This window comes from Marinobacterium rhizophilum (assembly GCF_024397915.1).
Taxonomy (GTDB): domain Bacteria; phylum Pseudomonadota; class Gammaproteobacteria; order Pseudomonadales; family Balneatricaceae; genus Marinobacterium_A; species Marinobacterium_A rhizophilum_A.
Genome location: NZ_CP073347.1, coordinates 715920 through 731211, shown reverse-complemented (window position 1 = coordinate 731211; position 15292 = coordinate 715920). Strand labels below are relative to the sequence as shown.

15 protein-coding genes and 1 pseudogene are annotated in these 15292 nt (G+C 58.2%); 10 read left to right on the top strand and 6 right to left on the bottom strand.

Annotated features, from left to right (window positions below; translation table 11 throughout):
* Window positions 1-26 precede the first annotated feature (26 nt).
* Window positions 27-977, bottom strand: a complete 951-nt coding sequence (locus KDW95_RS03180; RefSeq protein ID WP_255854815.1) for a LysR family transcriptional regulator — start codon at window positions 975-977, stop codon at window positions 27-29.
* Between the two features lie 150 nt (window positions 978-1127).
* On the opposite strand from KDW95_RS03180, the gene KDW95_RS03175 reads away from it, so the two are divergent.
* From KDW95_RS03175 to KDW95_RS03160, 4 genes and pseudogenes are all read left to right on the top strand, one after another.
* Window positions 1128-1781, top strand: a complete 654-nt coding sequence (locus KDW95_RS03175; RefSeq protein WP_255854814.1) for a ceramidase domain-containing protein — start codon at window positions 1128-1130, stop codon at window positions 1779-1781.
* An 89-nt stretch (window positions 1782-1870) separates the two neighbouring features.
* Entirely contained in the window at window positions 1871-2611 is a 741-nt protein-coding gene (locus KDW95_RS03170) for a hypothetical protein (RefSeq protein ID WP_255854813.1), read from the top strand.
* Between the two features lie 668 nt (window positions 2612-3279).
* A pseudogene (locus tag KDW95_RS23580) lies at window positions 3280-3514 on the top strand (IS66 family transposase); the annotation flags it as partial.
* A gap of 22 nt (window positions 3515-3536) precedes the next feature.
* Window positions 3537-4043, top strand: a complete 507-nt coding sequence (locus KDW95_RS03160; protein WP_255854811.1) for a GNAT family N-acetyltransferase — start codon at window positions 3537-3539, stop codon at window positions 4041-4043.
* A gap of 204 nt (window positions 4044-4247) precedes the next feature.
* On the opposite strand, the gene KDW95_RS03155 is transcribed toward KDW95_RS03160, so the two are convergent.
* On the bottom strand, window positions 4248-5273 hold the full coding sequence (locus KDW95_RS03155; RefSeq protein ID WP_255854810.1) for a sodium:calcium antiporter: 1026 nt from the start codon (window positions 5271-5273) through the stop codon (window positions 4248-4250).
* 198 nt (window positions 5274-5471) lie between these two features.
* On the opposite strand from KDW95_RS03155, the gene KDW95_RS03150 reads away from it, so the two are divergent.
* Together KDW95_RS03150 and KDW95_RS03145 are read left to right on the top strand one after the other, a co-directional pair.
* Window positions 5472-5912 carry a hypothetical protein gene (locus KDW95_RS03150; protein ID WP_255854809.1) on the top strand — a complete coding sequence of 147 codons (441 nt, stop codon included), beginning with the start codon at window positions 5472-5474 and terminating at the stop codon, window positions 5910-5912.
* A gap of 330 nt (window positions 5913-6242) precedes the next feature.
* Window positions 6243-6554 carry a hypothetical protein gene (locus KDW95_RS03145; protein WP_255854808.1) on the top strand — a complete coding sequence of 104 codons (312 nt, stop codon included), beginning with the start codon at window positions 6243-6245 and terminating at the stop codon, window positions 6552-6554.
* 4 nt (window positions 6555-6558) lie between these two features.
* On the opposite strand, the gene KDW95_RS03140 is transcribed toward KDW95_RS03145, so the two are convergent.
* Together KDW95_RS03140 and KDW95_RS03135 are read right to left on the bottom strand one after the other, a co-directional pair.
* Window positions 6559-6768: a DapH/DapD/GlmU-related protein gene (locus tag KDW95_RS03140; RefSeq protein ID WP_255854807.1), complete on the bottom strand. Its 210-nt coding sequence runs from the start codon at window positions 6766-6768 to the stop codon at window positions 6559-6561.
* Window positions 6762-7082 carry a maltose acetyltransferase domain-containing protein gene (locus KDW95_RS03135; RefSeq protein WP_255854806.1) on the bottom strand — a complete coding sequence of 107 codons (321 nt, stop codon included), beginning with the start codon at window positions 7080-7082 and terminating at the stop codon, window positions 6762-6764. Before KDW95_RS03135 ends, KDW95_RS03140 begins: the two co-directional genes overlap by 7 nt.
* A 290-nt stretch (window positions 7083-7372) precedes the next feature.
* Here KDW95_RS03135 and KDW95_RS03130 point away from each other — a divergent pair, with 290 nt between their 5' ends.
* Both KDW95_RS03130 and KDW95_RS03125 read left to right on the top strand, forming a co-directional pair.
* On the top strand, window positions 7373-8281 hold the full coding sequence (locus KDW95_RS03130; RefSeq protein WP_255854805.1) for a dienelactone hydrolase family protein: 909 nt from the start codon (window positions 7373-7375) through the stop codon (window positions 8279-8281).
* A 203-nt stretch (window positions 8282-8484) separates the two neighbouring features.
* Complete coding sequence (locus KDW95_RS03125) at window positions 8485-9648, top strand: sterol desaturase family protein (RefSeq protein WP_255854804.1); 1164 nt, start codon at window positions 8485-8487, stop codon at window positions 9646-9648.
* A gap of 134 nt (window positions 9649-9782) precedes the next feature.
* On the opposite strand, the gene ilvY is transcribed toward KDW95_RS03125, so the two are convergent.
* Window positions 9783-10670: an HTH-type transcriptional activator IlvY gene (gene ilvY / locus KDW95_RS03120; RefSeq protein WP_255854803.1), complete on the bottom strand. Its 888-nt coding sequence runs from the start codon at window positions 10668-10670 to the stop codon at window positions 9783-9785.
* Between the two features lie 244 nt (window positions 10671-10914).
* On the opposite strand from ilvY, the gene ilvC reads away from it, so the two are divergent.
* Both ilvC and modF read left to right on the top strand, forming a co-directional pair.
* Complete coding sequence (gene ilvC / locus KDW95_RS03115) at window positions 10915-12390, top strand: ketol-acid reductoisomerase (protein ID WP_255854802.1); 1476 nt, start codon at window positions 10915-10917, stop codon at window positions 12388-12390.
* Between the two features lie 107 nt (window positions 12391-12497).
* Entirely contained in the window at window positions 12498-13928 is a 1431-nt protein-coding gene (gene modF / locus KDW95_RS03110) for a molybdate ABC transporter ATP-binding protein ModF (protein ID WP_255854801.1), read from the top strand.
* Window positions 13929-14028: 100 nt separating this feature from the next.
* On the opposite strand, the gene KDW95_RS03105 is transcribed toward modF, so the two are convergent.
* Window positions 14029-15270 carry a DEAD/DEAH box helicase gene (locus tag KDW95_RS03105; protein ID WP_255854800.1) on the bottom strand — a complete coding sequence of 414 codons (1242 nt, stop codon included), beginning with the start codon at window positions 15268-15270 and terminating at the stop codon, window positions 14029-14031.
* Window positions 15271-15292: the final 22 nt, after the last annotated feature.

The window sequence follows — 15292 nt, the reverse complement described above, 5'->3', positions numbered from 1 at the left end:
GACTGCTGGTTCCTGCCCCCCAGAGTCTAAGAAGTTGGCAGCCTCGCCTGGCAGGGTGGAGAGCAGTCACCATTCAGTAGCATCTCACGGAAACTAGCAAGCAGCGGTGAAACAAACTTGTCATGCCGCATAATAACGCCGAAGCTGACTTCACTATTAAGCTCTGAAGGTACCGGAATAATGTCAAGGTGGGCTTCGTCGTCAGGCACTATCGAAAGTGACGATATCAGTCCGACTCCTAAACCGCGTATCACATAATGTTTCAACGTATCAGAAGAGCCTAGCTCCAAGGTTGGTGTAAGCGACAGGTTAAGCTGGACTAATGCTTCGTCGAGACGCTTTCCTTCTTGCGTTCTATCCATGACGATCAACGGATATTGCATCAGCACCTCCCTGCTCAAAATTGAATTGAAATCCTGACGCGCCCTTTTCGCCAGAGGGTGACCCTTGGGTGTAATGAGGCATGATGGGTACTGTTGGATCAGGTTGAACTCCAGTTCCCTAGGTAATTTTCGCTTCGCTATTATACCCAGATCGCATTCATTCATCCGGACGAGTCTAATACTCTCTTCAACCGGCCGTATGACCAGTTTGACATGTGCAAGTGGGTGAACACGATAGAGGGCGTCAATCTTGTCGGGCAAAAGATAGCGGGCAATCGCATCGTTGGTGACAATTGACACGTCGCCCGCCACGTCACCTTGGCCGATTGCGTCCTCGAACGTCTCAATCACATCGAAAATAGAAGAGGCGAGGGAAAATGTGCGATCGCCAGCTGCCGTGAGTGTGACGTGTCCGCCGCGACTCTCGTAGAGCTTGATACCAAGATAGCTTTCCAGAGCCTTCAGTCGCTGAGAAACGGCGGCATCGGAGATACCCAGCTCGTTCCCGGCCTGGGTGATGCTGCCATGTTTGGTCATGGCATAGAAGCAGCGCAGAGCCTTGAGATCCAGCACATCATACGGTTCTCGCTTCATCTGCCACCTCCTGAAGTTAAGCAATCCTAAGGGGAGTGTAACGGTTACCCCATAGTGCGCAAGATCACAGAGGTCCACACTCATTGCAGAACACTCGATGAGGCCTATTGACGTGGTCAAGTCATATCGAACGAAGGCAACCTGGGGCGGATGATCATGAGTAATGTGGATCTGTACTGCGAGCGGCTAGGCGCCGGATTACTCGCCGAGCCAGTCAACCTGGCGACTAACGTGGCATTTCTGATAGCCGGTTACGTGCTCTGGCGGCAGGCAGGGCGGGCGGGCGTACTCACTACCGATAATGTGCTGTTGATTAGCCTGGTGATGGGGATTGGCGTCGGAAGTGGGCTATTCCATTCCTTCGCCACATCTTGGGCACGCGTCCTCGACGTGATACCAATACTCCTGTTTCAGCTTGCGTTTGCGTGGCTATATGCCCGGCATGGGCTGGGGTGGTCTCAGGTAGGTGCTTGCGTACTGGCTGCCGCTATCCTGGCGACCGCTCTGATGGGGCGCGGCTTTGCACATATTCTCAATGGCTCTCTCCCTTATGCACCGGCGCTGTTGGTCCTGGCCATTTCGGGGCTACACCGCTGTCTGTCCCGCCACCCGGTGCGGTGGTTGCTGTTGGTAGCCACTTGCGTCTTCTTAGTGGCGCTGGGGTTTCGCACCATTGACCAAGCGGTATGCCCTCAGCTGCGGCTGGGCACACATTTTCTGTGGCATGTATGCAATGCTTTTGTGCTGTACCTCTGTACGCGCACATTAATCGATATCAGAAAACCTGTGACGTTAATAAAATGAAATCTAGGGCAATTCTGCTTCGGTGGAATTTTAAACTTTATTTTCAGGGCTGCATCTTGTAGCTAGAAAACATTACGAGGCGAAAAACCATGAAATCTAGCGGAAAAAAATGGATTAAACATTTTAATTCACTCCCAACAGAGACATTAATAGAAATAGTTGCAATTGGTTATTCAGCACATGAGGATCTAATCCATCGAATCATTAAAGAAAGAGGTGTTTCAAATGAAGAACTAATCAATAAAATGGAGGTAGTAAAACATACTCAAAATAAAATCGATGCTGAACAAATGGAAATAGATGAGGAACTTGAAGCAAATGAAATTTTTTATATACTTAAATGGATAATGTGCATTATAGTAGCTGCAATTACTATGCTTTCCGTTTTTTATTCGCATATTTTAGAACACCTTACTGAAAGCCCTATTAGTTCAGCCCAATATGCTTTTCTATTTGTTATGATTGCCTCTGCTGTGTTGCCAGCTTATATATTTTGTTTTTTTCTTAGAGGAGGCGAGATTGCTGTCCATATGATTTTTGACGAGGATGAATCGTTTGGTTTTTTCAAAAATAACGTACCTAAGGCTGCTTGGGTATTGGCAATTATGTCCTTGGTAATTCTAGATAGCATTACTACTTTTTCGATTGTTTTGATATCATTATGCACTACCTTTTTGTTTATGGTCTTTTTAAGTGCTTTAACTGGATCCGGGGCAGCTCTATTTATGCGCGAGCATGTTATAACTATATTCAAAATCGGATTATTAACTGAAACCATTTTGTTTATTTTCATTATAATTGAATTGTTTCGAGTTTATGGAAGTTACTGACTGGTATAAAACGTGAATTCAACTCCTGAAGCGCGACACCCGCTTATGTAGCCTGAACAATAAAACTATTGGCAAGATACCTTGGCGAAATAATGTTTTTCATCAGGCTTAGCCTCCCTAACCTTTTGTCAGCACGTACCAGGGTCAGAAAAAAGTAAGGAGACTATTCCTTAGGGAACCTCGAAAAACCTCGCCGATTTGTAGTACCCTTGGATAAAATCCGGTTCTTCGCAGATTTGAGGAGAAGTGGAGATTGGCAGACAGAAAAGCAGTACAGTGGTTGTTGCCAAACAAACCCGTCCTGTAACTCTGCTGTCACCATGGATATTATTGATTTCTGCTTTTTTTGGCGAGGCGATGATGTTGTCTCCTGCCATGATTCGGACCCGCACACACTCACGCTGGTGCTGGAACCCAAGCCCGGCCTAACGCCACGCTGCAGTCGCTGCCAGCAATACGCACTGTTGATTAATGACCGTCGAATTCGCCCGGTTCGCGACCGGGATATCCTAGATCGACGGGTCTTGCTACTCGCAGCTACGGCTGGGTATCAATCCAGTGAAATACACCTTCGCTCGTCGAGGAATTGGCACTGTTTTTGTCATCATCGTAGGGCCGTGACTCAATTCAGCGAAAAACATTGATTAATCGAGGTACCCATCAGCAACATGGATGTCGACGCCATCTTGGCGAACGTCAGACAACAGCTCCAGGACGACCAGTCGTTCTCGCCATCGCTGCGCGGCGCTTATAATGATGATGGTGCTGGTCCAGATTATGACCGGCCGGCTCAACACCAACAGTACCAGCAGCAGCACGCCGCCCTCCCAGGATCTGAACCGGTCCAAGAAGAGCCGCAGCCAAGGCGAGCGCAAACCAGGCGGGCAATCGGGTCGTACTGGCACCCTTTCCAGGAGGTCGCTATTTGGACATTCAGGTACGCAACGAAGGTGTCGGTGATGCCGCGACAATAGGCTGGGTCACCGAGCAGGCATTCTTGCATGCCCCCCATAGTGATCACACGGAGCAGTTTATTGTTGAGGCGCTTCGGCAGTCGGGTGCATTGACGATCTCCCGGGTTGCCGAAGCGGATGGAGAGATTATTGGCCATGTCGCCCTCTCGCCGGTTTCCGTGTCCGGTGTCGCAACGGGCTGGTTCGGACTTGGGCCCGTGTCTGTTTTGCCGGAGTTTCAGGGCCGGGGCGCTGGATCAAGGCTTGTGAGAAGTGCGCTTGCCAGGCTCCAGGAAACGGGTGCCGCCGGCTGCGTTGTGCTGGGTGATCCCGGTTATTACGGTCGCTTCGGCTTCAAGGTCGTTGACGGGCTGGTATATCCCGGCGTGCCCGCGGAGTACTTTCAGGCGCTGTCCTTTAACGGCAAGTATCCCCAGGGCCAGGTGACCTACCACGAGGCCTTTTCAGTCCGGGGTTAACGATCGCGGCCCTTGGCATGCTATTAGTCTACGAAGCCGCCACCTGCCCTTCCCGTAAAAGCAAAGCAATTACAGATCTGAACCAGTATCCCCCATACATCAGCGCGGCCTCCTCCCCCTTATGAAGCCGGCGAGCACTGAAGCCATTGTGCGTTCAGGCCCGCAGGGGCCATGACAGGGACTGTCGAGCCGGCTGCCGGCTCACTACAGCAAGATTATCGTCACGCCGATCAGATAAACCGCCAGCACCAGTATTCCCTCGAAGCCTATATTGAAAGGCCCCCGCCGTTCGCGCCGCAGCAGCCCGGTCAGCAGAATACCGGTCAGCAGGATATTGAGCGCGAGCCAGAACACCATGCTCGTCGACACCGCGTGGTAGAGGGAACCGGAGCGGTAGGCGATGTCGGAGAAGACCAGGAAGAGCACATCGAAGGTGTTGCCGCCGAGAATGTCCCCGACCGCCAGGGTCAACGCGCCCCTTTTGACGGCGGCGATGGCGATGACCAGTTCCGGTATCGAGGTGACGACCGCGGTGAAAAGCGTGCCGACCAGGGTTTCAGACAGTCCGGTCTGCCGTGACAGTGCAATGCCGGTCTGGGCGATCACCCAGCCGCTGGCGCCGACGGCAGCGGCGAGCAGCAGGAAGGACAGCCAGAGCCCGCGATCGCCGGCACGCAGGCTCGGTAGCCTTTGGGGCTCGGGTTCGGCGGTCGCGTTGGTGCGGCGCGGATACAACATCGGTACCCGGTGTGAATGGGCCAGCAGGCGTATTCCGAACAGGTAGGCGGCCAGGATCGCCAGCGAGGTGAGGTCGATGGACCAGAACGTGAAGCCGGGACCCGCAATGCCGAGCAGGGGTATCGCCAGCAATACGACCAGCAGCACGCCCTGCATCAGGTTTTCTTCCGAAGCGGCGGCATGCTCCAGGTTGGCCTTGCGGTAAAGGGCGTCGGCTATTACCAGGAAGGTGGTCTGGGCGGCAATGCCGCCGATGGCGTTGCCGAATGCCAGTTCCGCTGCACCGGACCAGGCCGAGGTGACCGAAGTGATGGTACCGGCCAGGGATGTCAGGGCGCCCAGCACCACGGCACCGAGGATCGCTTGGCCGAGTCCGGTGACACGCGCCAGCGTTTCGGCTTTCGCCGTCAGTAGCACACCGCAGACGCCGACCACCAGGGCCGCGCCCGCGAAGAGTAAAAGGTTGGCTGTCAGGCCAAGGTCCAGAAACATGTTTCCCCGGGGGTGCCTCGCAACGGTGTCTGTACTATAGACTGCAGATGCGCCCTGGCCCTGTCTGTCTTGACGAGCGCGTATCCCATCGCAGTAGGCATGGCTGACCTGGATTCCAGCGTCGCTACCAGGCGCCCGTAACTACGGGCGATAGGCAAAATAGGAGGAGGCATTCATCAACTGGCAGCCCAGTGGATTGTGGGGTTACTGAAAGACAGGAATATCCCCTTTCGGATCTGTGGCGGACTCGCAGCTAACGGGTATGGCGCTCAGCCTGTTCTGAACGACATCGATCTTTTCGTGCCTGGCGAGCATTTTTCGGCAGTGGTTCAGGCCGGCGAACAATTTGCCTCCAAGGCCGCCGCTCACCGGCAGGAGGAAGGCTGGGATCTAACCTACGTCCACTTCAAGTATGAAGGTATCAAGGTGGAAGTTGGCAATGCCGACGACCCTCAAATTTTTGATGCAGGCAACCAGAGCTGGGTTTCGCTCAGCATTGACTTTTCTCGCTGTAGGACCGTGCATTTGCTGGGTCTTGAGCTGCCCCTTATGTTAAAGGAAGACTTGGTTAGGTATAAATCTGTGCTCTCGCGGCCGGTAGATATCGAGGATATCCGTGCCATCCGTGAGCGCGCATAAACCGTCCATGCACCCGATCCCAAAATCGCTGCTTCGCGCCGGGGCCGGCGCGCCTGCGGGATACGGCGCTTTTCGAAGGGCTCTGGTCGGCACAGCGCCATACCCCGCCTGGGGCTGCGATCAGCCCCAGTCACCACCCATAGGGGCCGGCGCGTCCGGTTTGTCCTCGTCCTCCGGCAGATCCGCCACCATGGCGATGCGCTGGAAGCCGGCGACAGCTGCGAACGCTGCCTGATACTGCGACACCTCGGTGACCTGGCGCTGTTTCTCGGCGCCCTATTCCCCGAGCTTTATGCAAAACGGGGTATCCAGCGCGATTACTTTATCGGCATGGGTAGCGGCGCCTACGATTTCCTGGCTGACAATGCGGCGCACCACCGGCACGTCCTCGCTGAGCTGGCCGGCAGCTTCGCCTGGATGCTGGAACTGGTCGCCCGCAGCTGCAGGCACTACCGCAAGTACAGCGCCTCGGAGATCATGGCGCTGTACCAGCGCTGGCTCACGAGCGGCGATCCCGCCGAGGCGGAAATTCTGCAGCAACAGGCTATTTCACTCGAACAGAACCCCAGGCGCCATCAACGCTGCCGCTGCGTGAATCGATACAACCGCTGTACACCGAGCAGTGCTACACCGATCGGATGACCCATCAGGGATTGCCCGCCGCAACGACACTATCGGGCAGATCGCGGGTTACGACGCTGCCGGCGCCCGCGACACAATTGCATCCAATGATGATGCCCGGCAGTACCGAGACGTTACCGCCGAGCCAGCTGTTGTCGCCAATCCTGATCGGCGCGCCGTATCCGCTATCCAGCCGCGCAACCGGACCAACCGGATGCGTTGCGGTGCTCAGCATAACGTTGGGGCCGAACAGGATCCTATCCCGATATCAACCCGGCAAACATCGAGAATCGTCAGGTTGTGGTTTGAATAGAAGCCATCACGGACATGTATATTGAAGCCGTAGTCGCAGAAGAAATTCGGCTCGATATGCGCCGTGCCCCCGAGCTTCAGCAGCCCGGCCAGGGTGGCCATCCGGCCCTCGAGATCGGCCGGATCCGCCAGGTTGAACCGATGGCACAGAGACTTGGCTGTCTTCCGAAAGCCCACCAGCGCAGGATCCCAGGAGTCATAGGACAAGCCGGCCAGCATTTTTTCCTGTTCGGTCATGATGGGTTGCGCTCCTGTTGGGTTCTATTGCCACCGGCCCGCGCGTTAATACACCCCACGCCGGACGGGGTAAATCAGTTGCTGCACGGCTGCGCGCCTTCCGACCGCTGGTCTGGACCCTCTGTCTCTGTCCAGGCTCTGCTCACCGCGCTCCCGGCACGTTACGCATCTGGCGCCCAAGCACGCACAAACCCAAAGGAATGCAAAGTTCGATGCTTCCCGGCGTGCTTTTACCACTTTCGGCTAGCCTGAATAACGCTTATCTCGAGCAACGACGACGAGGTTGTGTTATGCAAGAAGCTATCAAGAGTTACGGCGAACCGCACCAGATTCCCCAGGAAGCCTTCGACTGGTACGACGAATACGCGCACGGCGACATAACCCGGCGAGAGTTCCTGTCACGCCTGTCGAGCCTCACCGCGCTGGGGTTCAGCATGAGCGTGCTGTCCGCGGCCCTGCTACCCAACTATGCACTGGCCGAACAGGTCTCGTTCAATGACCCCGATATCAGTGCCGAATATGCGACCTTCCCGTCACCCGATGGCCATGGCGAGGGGCGCGGTTATCTGGTCACCCCCACAGCCGTGACCAACTCGGCCCCGGTGGTACTGGTGGTGCATGAAAACCGGGGCCTCAATCCCTACATCAAGGATGTGGCGCGCCGGGCCGCCAAGGCCGGCTTCATCGCCTTTGCGCCCGACATTCTTCACAGCCTGGGAGGCTACCCGGGCAACGACGACCAGGGCCGCGAGATGCAAAGCTCATTGGACAAGGCCAAGGTCGAGCAGGACTTCATGGCCGCCGCCAGGTTCCTCAAAACGCATCCCAAGAGTAACGGCAAACTCGGCGTGGTGGGGTTCTGTTTCGGCGGCTACATCTCCAACATGCTGGCGGCGAGCCTGCCGGATCTGGTGGATGCCGCGGCGCCGTTTTACGGTACACCGCCGGCCAAGGACATCCGCCAGAACATCAAGGCCTCGCTGCTGATTCACCTGGCGGAGCTGGACAAACGGGTCAATGCCACCTGGCCCGACTATGAAGCCGATCTCAACGCCGGCGACAGGCAGTACAGCGTGCACATGTACGACGGGGTCAATCACGGCTTCCATAACGATTCCACCGAGCGCTACAGCGAAGCAGCGGCGGAACTGGCATGGAACTGGACCATAGAATTTTTCCAACAGCATCTGCAGGCATGACGCCTGTACCGCAAGACCTTTAGCGACGCGCTGCAAACCAGGCTTCCTAGATCGATGGCAACGTGCGTCGCTGATGCCGGGGCCTCACTGGTCTCCCAGCCCTCAATAGTCCACTATTAAGCGGGCAATCAGGCAGGCAACCGGCATCCGGCGGGCCCACACTTTCGGGCCTGGCGATCTGCCAGGCGGGTCTAACCGATATCATGGACGACAAATACAGGCACGCAATGAAAAACGACTACGAATACCGCGAACGCGAGCAAGCACTCGATATCGAGGGCCAGTTCCGCTTTGGTGAAGGCAAGATCAGCGCCTACTGCTCGCTGTTTCTCGGCGCCCTGAGCCTGCTCGCCGTGCTGGCGTACCTGTATCCTGCCTACCTGACGACGATCGAGCTGCGCCAGGCCTACGATGCCGCTTTCCTGCAGCAGTTTCTGAAATACGGCATGTATTTTTCGCTGTTTTTCGGCGTGCTGAGTTTCGTGCTGAACGGCCACAGGCGCCTGGGGGCGGTGGGTATCGTACTCACGCTCATGGCCTTTGCCCTGGGCGGTTATTCCATTCCCGTAGGCCCGGTGGAGCCTGTGCGGCTGTCGCTTGGCGTCGACTGGCTGATCCTGGCGTTCCTGGGCTCGACCCTGGTGTTCATGACGCTGGAGAAATGCTTTCCCAAGTACCGCAACCAGGTGATCCTGCGCAGCGAATGGGGCCTGGACCTGCTGTATTTCTGCTTCAACCACCTGGCCATCTCGGCCATCCTGATTTATGCCAACTATCACGCCAGCCACTTCGACTGGGCCCTCAGCGCCTCGCTGCAGGAAAGCCTGCGCTCAACACCGGTGCTGCTGCAGGTGGCGGTGATCATTCTGTGCGCCGACTTCGTGCTTTACTGGGAGCACCGGCTTTACCACGAGGTAACGCCGCTCTGGCCGATTCATGCCGTGCACCACTCGATTGAACAGCTGGACTGGCTGGCCGGCTCGCGCGGACACTTTATCCAGGTGTTTTCCGAACGCGCCATGGTGATGGTGCCGCTCTACCTGCTGGGGGCCGACAAGACCGCGCTGGATATCTATGTCGCCTTCGCCGCGCTGCAGGCCATTCTGATTCACTGCAACCTGGGGCTGTCGTTCGGGCCGCTGAAATATGTGCTGGTCACGCCCCAGTTCCACCACTGGCATCACAGCTCGGAAAAGCCCGCCATCGATACCAACTACTCGGCCCACACGGTGCTGTTTGACCGCCTCTTTGGCACCTACCACATGCCCACCAAGCACTGGCCGGCGGACTACGGTACCACAGTACGGCTGCCCCGCAGCTTCATCGGCCAGCTGCTCTACCCCGTCACCCGCTGGCTGAAAAAGTAGCCGAACGCACAAGGGGCAAGGAATAAGGAATAAGGAATAAGGAATAAGGAATAAGGAATAAGGAATAAGGAATAAGGAATAAGGAATAAGGTACCAGGGGTGGTGTGACCCCACAAAAGTGGCAGCCAGCCGGTTCAGTCAGCCTCCACCAGCGACCAGAACGCATTGACCAGCGGATTTTTCAGGTTCTTTTTCAGCGCGAACAGCCCTACGTCGTAGGGCTCCAGCGCCGGCTGCACATCCAGTATGCGGATGCGGTCCGCCACGGGGCTGTTGTCCAGCACAATCTGAGGCACCACACCGATGCCCAGCCCCAGGCTGACCATGCTGACGATGGCTTCGTTACCGGCCACCTGGGCATAGATGCGCGGGCTGACCTCCATCTTGCGAAACCAGGCATCGATGCGGTTGCGGGCAATGCCGCGCTCGGACAGGATCATCGGTGTCTGCGCCCATTGCTCGGGGGTTGCGGGCGCCACTATGGGTACTTCCAGGTCGCTGCGCTCGGCGGGGGCGATAAACACCAGCGGCGAAACGATGACGGGCTTGAAGGCCAGCCCCCGGGGCAAGGATCGGGGATGGGCGGCGATGCTGATGTCTTCCTCGCCGGCAATCACCCGGGCAACGGCCTGCTCCGGGTCACCGGTGTGCAGCTTGATCTCGATGCCGGGATACTCGTGCCGCACCCGGTTGAGCAGATCGAACAGCAGGCTGTACACCGCCGTTACCGAGCAGTACAGGCTGACCTCGCCGTGCAGCTGGTCAGGCGCACCGGTCAGCGCATTGCGGATCAGGTTCCACTCGCTGATCGCCTCGCGGGCATACTGCTGGAACTTCTGCCCTTCGCCGGTCAGCACCACGGTGCGGTTGTCGCGGTTGAACAGCTCGACCCCCAGCTCATCCTCCAGCTGGCGGATGTTGCGCGACAGTGCCGACAGGCTGATATGGCAGGCGGCACTGGCGCGGCCAAAGTGCAGGTTGTCCGCCAGGGCCAGGAAGTGTTTCAGGTTGCGTATATCCACGGGAACGCCTCGAAGAGCATATTTCACAATATGGCACATTATGTTGCATTTATATCGATTTACGAAAGAGAACGAGTTCGTTAAAGTAGCGGCATTGAAAAGTCGGACGGCAGTGCGAGTCCGGCTCAGCCTGGGTCTATAATGGCGAGCCGGGCCGAGCGACCCGCGATTAGCGTGCGCACGCCTGGCTTACTTGATGATTTCGCTGCCCCGGCAGCAACTTAAAAGAGTGGAAATTTCAGTCATGTCTAACAACTACTTCAATACCCTGCCGCTGCGCGAGCAGCTCGAGCAACTGGCCAAGTGCCGTTTCATGTCCATGGACGAGTTCAGCGATGGCGTTGAAGCTCTCAAAGGCAAGAAAATGGTTGTTATCGGCTGCGGCGCCCAGGGCCTGGCCCAGGGCATGAACCTGCGCGACAGCGGCTGCGACGTGTCCTACGCCCTGCGTGAATCCGCCATCGCCGAGAAGCGCCAGTCCTTCAAGAATGCCACCGAAAACGGCTTCACCGTCGGCACCTACGAAGACCTGATCCCCACCGCCGACGTCGTGCTGAACCTGACGCCGGACAAGCAGCACACCTCCGTTGTCAACGCCGTTATGCCGCTGATGAAAGAAGGCGCCTGCCTGTCTTACTCCCACGGTTTCAACATCGTTGAAGAAGGCATGAAGATCCGTGACGACCTGACCGTCATCATGGTTGCACCCAAGTGCCCGGGTTCTGAAGTACGCAACGAATACGTGCGTGGCTTCGGTGTACCGACCCTGATCGCCGTGCACGAAGACAACGATCCCAAGGGCGAAGGCCTGGCCCTGGCCAAGGCATACGCTGTTGGCACCGGCGGCCACAAGGCGGGCGTACTGATGTCCTCCTTCATTGCTGAAGTCAAATCCGACCTGATGGGCGAACAGACCATCCTGTGCGGCATGCTGCAGACCGGCTCCCTGCTGTGCTTCGACAAGATGATCGAAGAAGGCATCGATGCAGGCTACGCCTCCAAGCTGATTCAGTACGGCTGGGAAACCATCACCGAAGCCCTGAAATACGGCGGCGTGACCAACATGCTGGATCGCCTGTCCAACCCGGCCAAGATCAAGGCATTCGACCTGGCTGAAGAGCTCAAGCAGATCATGCGTCCGCTGTACAACAAGCACCAGGACGACATCATCGATGGCACCTTCTCCCGCACCATGATGGAAGACTGGGCGAACGATGACAAAAACCTGCTGGGATGGCGCGCTGAAACCGCCGAAACCGCCTTCGAAAAAACCCCGGCCGGCGATGTTGAAATCTCCGAGCAGGAATACTTCGATCACGGCATCCTGATGGTTGCGATGGTCAAGGCGGGCGTCGAGCTGGCCTTCGAAACCATGACCGCTGCCGGTATCGTTGCCGACTCCGCCTACTACGAGTCACTGCACGAAACCCCGCTGATCGCCAACACCATCGCCCGCAAGAAGCTGTACGAGATGAACGCGACCATCTCCGATACCGCCGAATACGGTTGCTACCTGTACAACCACGCCTGCCTGCCGCTGCTGGCCGACTTCATGAAGGGCATCAAGTCCGACGTTATCGGTCGCGGCCTGGCCGTTGACGACAACGGCGTGGACAACGCCCGCCTGATCGAAGTCAACACCGCCCTGCGCAGCCACCCGGTTGAAGCCATCGGTGCGACCCTGCGCGGCCACATGGCTGACATGAAGAAAATCGTTTAAGACCACCGCAGCGATCCGCCGGGCACTGCCTGGCGGAGCGTCGGTAAAAAAGGCCGGGAACTGATTCCTGGCCTTTTTTTTACCCAAAAATTCACACGGGCAGGCCCATGACTATTCGTTTGGAAGATCTCACGGTTAATTTTGACGAACGCTTTGCGCTGCACAACATCGACTGGCAAATAGAAGACAACCAGCACTGGGTCATTACCGGGGCCAACGGTTCGGGCAAGTCCGCCCTGGCGGCGGTGCTGGCCGGCACCGGCCAGACCGTTTCCGGCAGCCTGTCCGGCGTGCCGGCCCGCGTCGCCCTGGTGTCCTTTGAAGCCCAGGCGGAGCTGATCGCCGCCGAGCTGAAAAAGGACGATGCCGACATCATGGACGTTATCGCCGAAGGCACGCCGGTGCGTGACATCCTGCTCAATGGTGAAACAGACCCCGCCCTGGTGGACGAGCTGGCACGCCTGTTCGGGCTGGAACCGCTACTGGACCAGGCGTTTCGCAAGCTCTCCACCGGCGAGTCGCGCAAGATGCTGCTGGTGCGCGCGCTGGCAAGCCAGCCGGACCTGCTGGTGCTGGACGAACCCTTCGATGGCCTGGACGCCAACACCCTGGCCATGCTGCAGCAGTACCTGGAAAGCCTGGTCGAAACCATTCCGATGGTGCTGGTACTGAACCGTTTCGACGAGTTCCCGGACTTTATCACCCATATCGCCTACGTTGACGACGGCCGGCTGGCGCACCGGGTGGAGCGCAGCGACGAAACCGCCTACGCCGAGCTGTACCAGCTGCTGCACCTGAAAACCACCGACCTGGACGTACCGGGCGCCGACCCCGACACCGCCCTCGCGAAGCTGGACCCGGCCCAGCCGCTGGTGAAACTCAACGGTGTGAGCATCAAGTACGGCGAGCGGGTGCTGATCGACCAGCTGCACTGGACCATCGAGCGCAACCAGCACTGGCAGCTCAGCGGCCCCAACGGCAGCGGCAAGACCGGCCTGCTGTCACTGATCACCGGCGACCATCCGCAGTGCTACGTCAACGATATCTTCGTGTTTGGCTTCAAGCGCGGCAGCGGCGAAAGCATCTGGCAGATCAAGCAGTTCATCGGCTACGTGTCCACCTCCCTGCAGTGGGATTACCGCGTTGGCACGAGCCTTCGCAACGTGATCATCTCGGGCTTTTACGACAGTATCGGCCTGTACACCAAGTGCACCGAGCGCCAGCGCCAGATTGCCGACCAGTGGCTGGCACTGCTGGGCATGGGTGCACGGGCCGACCAGCCGTTCAACAAGCTGTCCTACGGCGATCAGCGCCTGCTGCTGATCGCCCGGGCAATGGTGAAACATCCGCCGCTGCTGATCCTGGACGAGCCCTGCCTGGGACTGGATGACATGAACCGCCAGCTGGTGCTGGCCCTGATCGAAAAGATCTGTGCCGGCACCGAGACCTCGGTGATCTACGTCAACCATCACCCGGAAGACCAGATCAGGGGGATCGACAACTACCTGGCGCTGGGCGCTCCCGCGCCGGCCGAATAGCGCCGCCACGCCAGGGCCCGCGGTGGTGCGGGCTCCCTGCTCCTAGCTCCCTGCTCCCTGCTCCTTGCCCCTGCCCTGCCGGGTTCAGCCATTTCCGCCCTCAGCGGCGACGGCGATCCGGCTTTTTGCCCAGGGCGCGGTCCCGGGCACGTTTTTTCTGGGCGCCCTTGCTGGCGTTGCGCGGCCGGTTCACCGGTTTGGTGGGATCAGGCTCGTAGCCTGGCAGCCACTGTTGCGGCAGTTTGGTATCCAGAATGGTTTCGATCTCTTCCAGCAGGTATTCCTCCGCCGGGCTCAGCAGCGAAATCGCCTGGCCCGAGCCGCCTGCGCGGCCGGTACGGCCGATACGGTGGATGTAGTCCTCGGCGTTGTAGGGCAGCTCATAGTTGACCACGTAGTGCAGCTGGTCAATATCCAGCCCGCGCGCCGCCACATCGGTGGCCACCAGCACCCGGATCTTGCCCTCGCGAAAGGCTTCCAGCCCCCGCTCCCGCGCGCCCTGGGACTTGTCACCGTGGATCGCCTGGGTTTTCAGGCCGTCCTTGCACAGCTCGCTGGCAAGCTCGTCCGCGGCCTGCTTGGTGCGGGTGAAGATCAGCACCTGGTGCCAGTTCTTGCTGCCGATCAGGTAGGAAATCAGCTCGCGCTTGCGGTCCGCATCCACCGCGTACACCATCTGCTCGACCTGGCGCGCCACGGTATTGCGGGCATCCACCTCGATCAGGGTGGGGTCGGTGAGCAGGGTCTTGCTCAGATCAAAGATCTCGTTACCAAAGGTGGCGGAGAACAGCAGCGTCTGGCGGTCGGCGGGAATGGGCTTCATGATGCGGCGAATTTCGTCGATAAAGCCCATGTCCAGCATGCGGTCGGCTTCATCGAACACCAGGTGGCGCACCTCGCGCAGGTCCGCCGCGCCGCGCCCGATCAGGTCCAGCAGGCGGCCGGGGGTCGCCACCAGAATATCCACGCCGCCGGCCAGGGCCGCCATCTGGGTATTGACGCTGGCGCCGCCGTATACCAGCGCCGTCTGCAGTGGACTGTTCTGGCCATAATCGACAAAGCTCTTGTACACCTGCTGGGCCAACTCCCGGGTGGGGGTAAGCACCAGCGCCCGAATCACGCGCCTGGCCCCCTCGGCCCTCGGCGCGTCGCTCAGCTGCTGCAGGATGGGCAGCGCGAAGGCGGCGGTCTTTCCGGTGCCGGTCTGGGCACCGGCCATCACATCCTGCCCGGCCAGGATCGCCGGGATGGTGGCACTCTGGATCGGGGTAGGTTCGGTATAGCCTTGCTCCGTGACCGCATTGATCAGTGACGGGTGAAGACCGGTGCTGGTAAATCCCATAGCGTTGCTCGACTCTGTTGAT

Bases quoted from the DNA above. Each gene is read 5' to 3' on its own strand.
- KDW95_RS03105 (WP_255854800.1), bottom strand. From the start codon at position 15,270: ATGGGATTTACCAGCACCGGTCTTCACCCGTCACTGATCAATGCGGTC.
- KDW95_RS03125 (WP_255854804.1), top strand. From the start codon at position 8,485: ATGGACGACAAATACAGGCACGCAATGAAAAACGACTACGAATACCGC.
- KDW95_RS03170 (WP_255854813.1), top strand. From the start codon at position 1,871: ATGAAATCTAGCGGAAAAAAATGGATTAAACATTTTAATTCACTCCCA.
- ilvC (WP_255854802.1), top strand. From the start codon at position 10,915: ATGTCTAACAACTACTTCAATACCCTGCCGCTGCGCGAGCAGCTCGAG.
- modF (WP_255854801.1), top strand. From the start codon at position 12,498: ATGACTATTCGTTTGGAAGATCTCACGGTTAATTTTGACGAACGCTTT.
- KDW95_RS03180 (WP_255854815.1), bottom strand. From the start codon at position 977: ATGAAGCGAGAACCGTATGATGTGCTGGATCTCAAGGCTCTGCGCTGC.
- KDW95_RS03130 (WP_255854805.1), top strand. From the start codon at position 7,373: ATGCAAGAAGCTATCAAGAGTTACGGCGAACCGCACCAGATTCCCCAG.
- KDW95_RS03175 (WP_255854814.1), top strand. From the start codon at position 1,128: ATGATCATGAGTAATGTGGATCTGTACTGCGAGCGGCTAGGCGCCGGA.
- KDW95_RS03155 (WP_255854810.1), bottom strand. From the start codon at position 5,273: ATGTTTCTGGACCTTGGCCTGACAGCCAACCTTTTACTCTTCGCGGGC.
- KDW95_RS03145 (WP_255854808.1), top strand. From the start codon at position 6,243: ATGGGTAGCGGCGCCTACGATTTCCTGGCTGACAATGCGGCGCACCAC.
- KDW95_RS03135 (WP_255854806.1), bottom strand. From the start codon at position 7,082: ATGACCGAACAGGAAAAAATGCTGGCCGGCTTGTCCTATGACTCCTGG.
- KDW95_RS03140 (WP_255854807.1), bottom strand. From the start codon at position 6,768: ATGCTGAGCACCGCAACGCATCCGGTTGGTCCGGTTGCGCGGCTGGAT.